5 protein-coding genes are annotated in these 4,160 nt (G+C 52.8%); 1 reads left to right on the top strand and 4 read right to left on the bottom strand.

Annotated elements, in window-relative coordinates; all coding sequences use genetic code 11:
- Window positions 1-205: 205 nt before the first annotated feature.
- On the bottom strand, window positions 206-415 hold the full coding sequence (locus DMG62_23725) for an XRE family transcriptional regulator (GenBank protein PYY20348.1): 210 nt from the start codon (window positions 413-415) through the stop codon (window positions 206-208).
- Between the two features lie 152 nt (window positions 416-567).
- Here DMG62_23725 and DMG62_23720 point away from each other — a divergent pair, with 152 nt between their 5' ends.
- Window positions 568-810 (top strand): hypothetical protein, encoded by a 243-nt coding sequence (locus DMG62_23720; protein ID PYY20347.1) that lies wholly within the window; start codon window positions 568-570, stop codon window positions 808-810.
- A gap of 70 nt (window positions 811-880) precedes the next feature.
- On the opposite strand, the gene DMG62_23715 is transcribed toward DMG62_23720, so the two are convergent.
- From DMG62_23715 to DMG62_23705, 3 genes are read right to left on the bottom strand one after another with little or no spacing between them, the layout of a single operon-like run.
- Window positions 881-1,654 carry a hypothetical protein gene (locus tag DMG62_23715; GenBank protein ID PYY20346.1) on the bottom strand — a complete coding sequence of 258 codons (774 nt, stop codon included), beginning with the start codon at window positions 1,652-1,654 and terminating at the stop codon, window positions 881-883.
- Window positions 1,651-3,402: a transposase gene (locus tag DMG62_23710; GenBank protein PYY20345.1), complete on the bottom strand. Its 1,752-nt coding sequence runs from the start codon at window positions 3,400-3,402 to the stop codon at window positions 1,651-1,653. Before DMG62_23710 ends, DMG62_23715 begins: the two co-directional genes overlap by 4 nt.
- Entirely contained in the window at window positions 3,372-4,016 is a 645-nt protein-coding gene (locus DMG62_23705) for an IS607 family transposase (protein ID PYY20344.1), read from the bottom strand. Before DMG62_23705 ends, DMG62_23710 begins: the two co-directional genes overlap by 31 nt.
- Window positions 4,017-4,160: the final 144 nt, after the last annotated feature.

Here is a 4,160-nt window from a genome sequence, read left to right as displayed (position 1 = left end):
GTGAGTTGCAAGCCAGACAGTACTCAACAGACGTGTACGTGGTCTCCAGGAACGCTCAGACTAACAAAAGCTGAGCGTTCTTCGGTCTAATCTGCAATCTCCTTTCTAGAGATAGAATCTCATTCCAACACAACAAAATAGAAACTATTTTGACCTTGCACGCCTGTCGCTGACAGATAAGAAATTTACCGACTGCACAACCCTGCTAAAGACGAACGTCCAACCCCTCGATATCACGATAGGTGATGGTGCGTCCTAAAGCCTCGCTGAGTGCTTCAGCAATGCTTCTTGCAACTCGCGCAGAAACACGTTGTCCACTTTCTGCATTTCTGATGGTCTGTGCATCAACGTTTGCGCGCCTTGCGAGTTCAGGAATGCTCATCGGAATGCTCTCCCGGTACTCTGTCAACGTCATTTACAATACTCCAAAGAACAGTATCCTCTCTTAAATTATAACCGAAAATCACCGAAAGTCAATGAATTTCAGGGGAAATTCGTTGAGAGAAACAAACCATACTTCAGGGCCTGTTGCTTATAATCTAGAGTGGGACTCGTTGGAGATGGAAGATGGGGAAGTTATACGGGTATATACGTTTACGTTGGATGAGGCGTTGGCAGCAACAAGGGAAGATTATCGATGTGACTTTGGAGCAGCATTTGCACTTTGGTTATTTGCAGAAAGTGGCTCGAAGTAATATTTATGGAAATAGTTGTATGTATAAGCTGAAGCTGCTATACAAGACCAAAGATTTCCAGCTATCCCTTAAAGTTTTCTTACATGCTTTGCAGAAAATGAGGATGAGGGAATGATAGATCTAGCAATGATTACAAGTGCTATTATTGCAATGGGAGTAGAAGCTGCTTGGGAAGAGACAAAGCGTCAATCAAGCCAAGCGATATCATGTCGTGCCCAGCCGATGATTTGCTCTCCTTGTAACAATGCTTGCCCTAGATAGCCTAAAGCTTGGTCTATTTCACTGACTAAAGCTGCTAAACCGCTCAATCCGTACAGCTTAGTATCTTGTAGATTATCGTCACTTACGGCAAGTAGGGCCTCCCTAGCTGTATTGATGTACGGTTCTGCGGCTGCTATTCCCTGCCAACGCGCCTTAACTACAGCAATATTATACAGAAGATAGATATCGTCTGGTTCTTTCCTTAAACCTCTCTCGTAATCCTCGATTGCCTCTTCATAACGCTTAAGATAACTAAGGACCAAACCTCGATTATTGTATGTTCTTGCCTCAACATTTTCTTGAAGAGTTAGGATACAATCGAGATCCGAGAGTGCAAGCTCATAGTTTCCGATCAATCGATATGCCTCATACCTGTTATCGTAAGCCGCAATAGATGTGGGATCGAGGGTTATAGCCCGGTCATAATCCTCAATGGCTCGCTGGTACTCTTTGAGGCCCCGATAAGCAAGGCCACGATTGTTATAAGCTCCGGCAAAAGTGGGATCAAGGTCGAGAGCCCGCTCAAAGTCTTGAATGGCTCGCTGATACTCTTTGAGGCTCCAACAAGCGATGCCCCGACCATTGTAAGCACTAACAGAAGCAGGATCAAGGTCGAGAGCCCGGTCATAATCCTCAATGGCTCGTCGGTACCGTTTCTTTTTTCTACAACAAGCATGAACAATCCCTAGGACTTTCAGCTACACAGTCGTAAGAGCAGAGGGGTCTCATACGAGGAGCGAAGCGTCACGGATCGTTTCCATCCATTGATGTAGAGCTTGCCTGCATCAAGCAGGCGAGTGATATCTGTTTGCGGCGGAAACAGCAGCACCGCACCACGCGCGATATACGGACGTGGCTTGATCGAGGCGATCTCGGTCACGGAGAAAGCTTTTCCCTTGGTGGTTGCTTGAACGTGAGTCAGATAAGCGATGCCCAGGCGGGCAATGTTAAGAGCAGCGCAGTAGTCACGGTCGGCATTGTACCCGCAATGTGCACACCAGAGCCAGCGTCCCCACGTCACCGGCTCGGTACGATGAGGCAGCCGGGAAGAACGATAGGTCTGGGCAGGCTTGCCACAGCGCGCACAGGTGTGGGAGGTGCCACGCGGCTTTTCTGAGCGGAAGCGAATCCCGGCCAGGTGACTCTTGTAGCGCAAGATACGCCAGATCTCCGAGCGAATGGTGGTATTATTGCGCCAGTTGCGCCAGCGACCACGAACTCCCTTGCCTCGCCCAGTGCTCTTGAGCGTCTTCAAGGACTCCCCGCAGATGAGTGAGCAGCCCCACACACTGGCGAACAACAAGAGCAGATTGGCCGCCAGATGTGCCAGTTCCCGGTTGCGCGCCTCATAGACTCTCCAGCAGCGGCGGATTTCCTCCTCGTAGTCGGCCCGCTTGGCATCATCAGGAAGCAGCGTGTCTCTGGCCGCTTTGAGCTGGTCGATCTGCCTTCTGGTGCGCGCCTGGTGCCCATCCAGGCCGCCAGTCTTGACAAAAAGTGGGCGCGAGATTTGCAGCGGCTGCTCTGGGGCGTCTGGGTTGGTTTGCAGCACCACTGCCGTGAGCAGGCTGTGCACGCCCCAATCGAAGCCCAGGAGGCGATCCATGTCGGACCACGCAGTCAGCTCCGCTTTTTTGACCTGCACCATCACATCCAGGACGGCCACGGATGAGCCATCAGCTTTGACCAGTTCGCGCAGGGTGGGAGCCAGCTGCACCCCCGCGCGCAGCTGCTCGACCACGCAGGGCGGCAGGGGCACGGTGATGGTGCGCTTGTACCAGTCCCGCGCAAAGCGCCCCTGTGCATCCGGGGCACGCAACGAGAGCAAAGCAACCCCCGCATCCAGGTCGAAGGAGAGTCGATACGCCTGGCCCACTGCTCCCCCGTCATCTCCGGCATAGGTCAGCAGCCCTACCCAGAGGAGGGGGATGGGCTGAAGCTCTTCGTAGCTGGTGGGGAAACGGCCTTCTCTCAGAAAGAAATTACAGCATTGCTCCACAACATTCTGCATGGTGACAAAGCTGGTCTCATCATCATCCAGGCTCTTTTGCAAGGCACTGATGGCTTCTTTGATCTGCTTGCGGTTTTTCCCGGCAGGGCGCTTGTCTTCTTTTGGACGAATGAAGCCGGACGTTAAGATGGGTTGGATCAACAAAAAGACCTGTTTGCGCTCGGCCTGGGCTCGCATAATGCGCCCCGCTTGTTCCAACTCGCAGCGTTCCAGTCGGTTCCCATGCCCTGAGCGTTGCACCACATACAGTTCGGCCTGCTTCCAGGCGGGACCTGGGAGGGCCTGCATGAAGGCATCCAGGTACGGCCACAACTGGACCAAGGCAGCATTGATCGCCTCGCGGCTCACCTCAAGCAAGCGGAGGGCATCGGCCTGGATCTCGTCGGGCAAGCGAATATCGTAGCTTAAGGGCTGGTAAGCACTTCCCTGGCGCATTTCAAGAGTTCTTTCTGTTTGTGCGAACGCATGCCATACAAGCGACCGGAGAACGAAGCAATGAGTGCGAGCATATCCCGCACCAGATCAGCTTCTGGCGTCTTCGTCTCATCCGGTTCCAAGACAGTAAGAGTGACGCCGAAGCTCTCAAAGAGCACGTTCAGATAGTCCTGCCCGAAGCGGGTTAAGCGGTCGGGATAGGTGATGGCAATTTCCGCCACCTCGTCTTTGACCACCAGATGCAGCAGTCGTTGCAACTGCTTGCGCGTGGTGGAAATGCCACTGCCAATATCAAAGAGCAAAAGCTGGCGACGGCCAGGCCGGTTCTCGTTCGCCCAGGCAACCAGCCGCTCTTTTTGGCGTTCGAGATCCGCCTTTTGTCCGTGCCCACTCACCCGTGCGTACAGGATGAGGAGCCGATCATCCGTTTTGCCCAGGAAACGTTCGATCTCGGTCCGAGGGATACGCGCTTCCAAACCGACACGCACCGCCTGCAGTTTGCCTTGCTTGATCCAGCGACGCACGGTCAAAGGATGCAAGCCAAGTTCTCTGGCTGCCACATGGACACGCACCATCTTCGGTTCGGGTTGTCTGTCTGCTTTCTTCCTTGCCATGATAGAGCAAGTATAGGGTAATTACAGCTAAATGTCAACTGTTAAATACCCTATCTCTTTCCCAAAGCGTAGACACTTGTAGGCAAGCATCTGCACAAAACCATAGAGCCCCCAATCATTGTACACCATGCGGTTGCGGATCTG

This window comes from Acidobacteriota bacterium (genome assembly GCA_003225175.1).
Lineage (GTDB): Bacteria > Acidobacteriota > Terriglobia > Terriglobales > Acidobacteriaceae > Gp1-AA112.
The sequence above is the reverse complement of the archived record's forward strand: the minus strand, read 5'-3'. Positions and strand labels throughout refer to the sequence as shown.

Coding starts and splice junctions, on each gene's coding strand:
- DMG62_23725 (PYY20348.1), bottom strand. CDS start 415: ATGACGTTGACAGAGTACCGGGAGAGCATTCCGATGAGCATTCCTGAA.
- DMG62_23720 (PYY20347.1), top strand. CDS start 568: ATGGGGAAGTTATACGGGTATATACGTTTACGTTGGATGAGGCGTTGG.
- DMG62_23710 (PYY20345.1), bottom strand. CDS start 3,402: ATGCGCCAGGGAAGTGCTTACCAGCCCTTAAGCTACGATATTCGCTTG.
- DMG62_23705 (PYY20344.1), bottom strand. CDS start 4,016: ATGGCAAGGAAGAAAGCAGACAGACAACCCGAACCGAAGATGGTGCGT.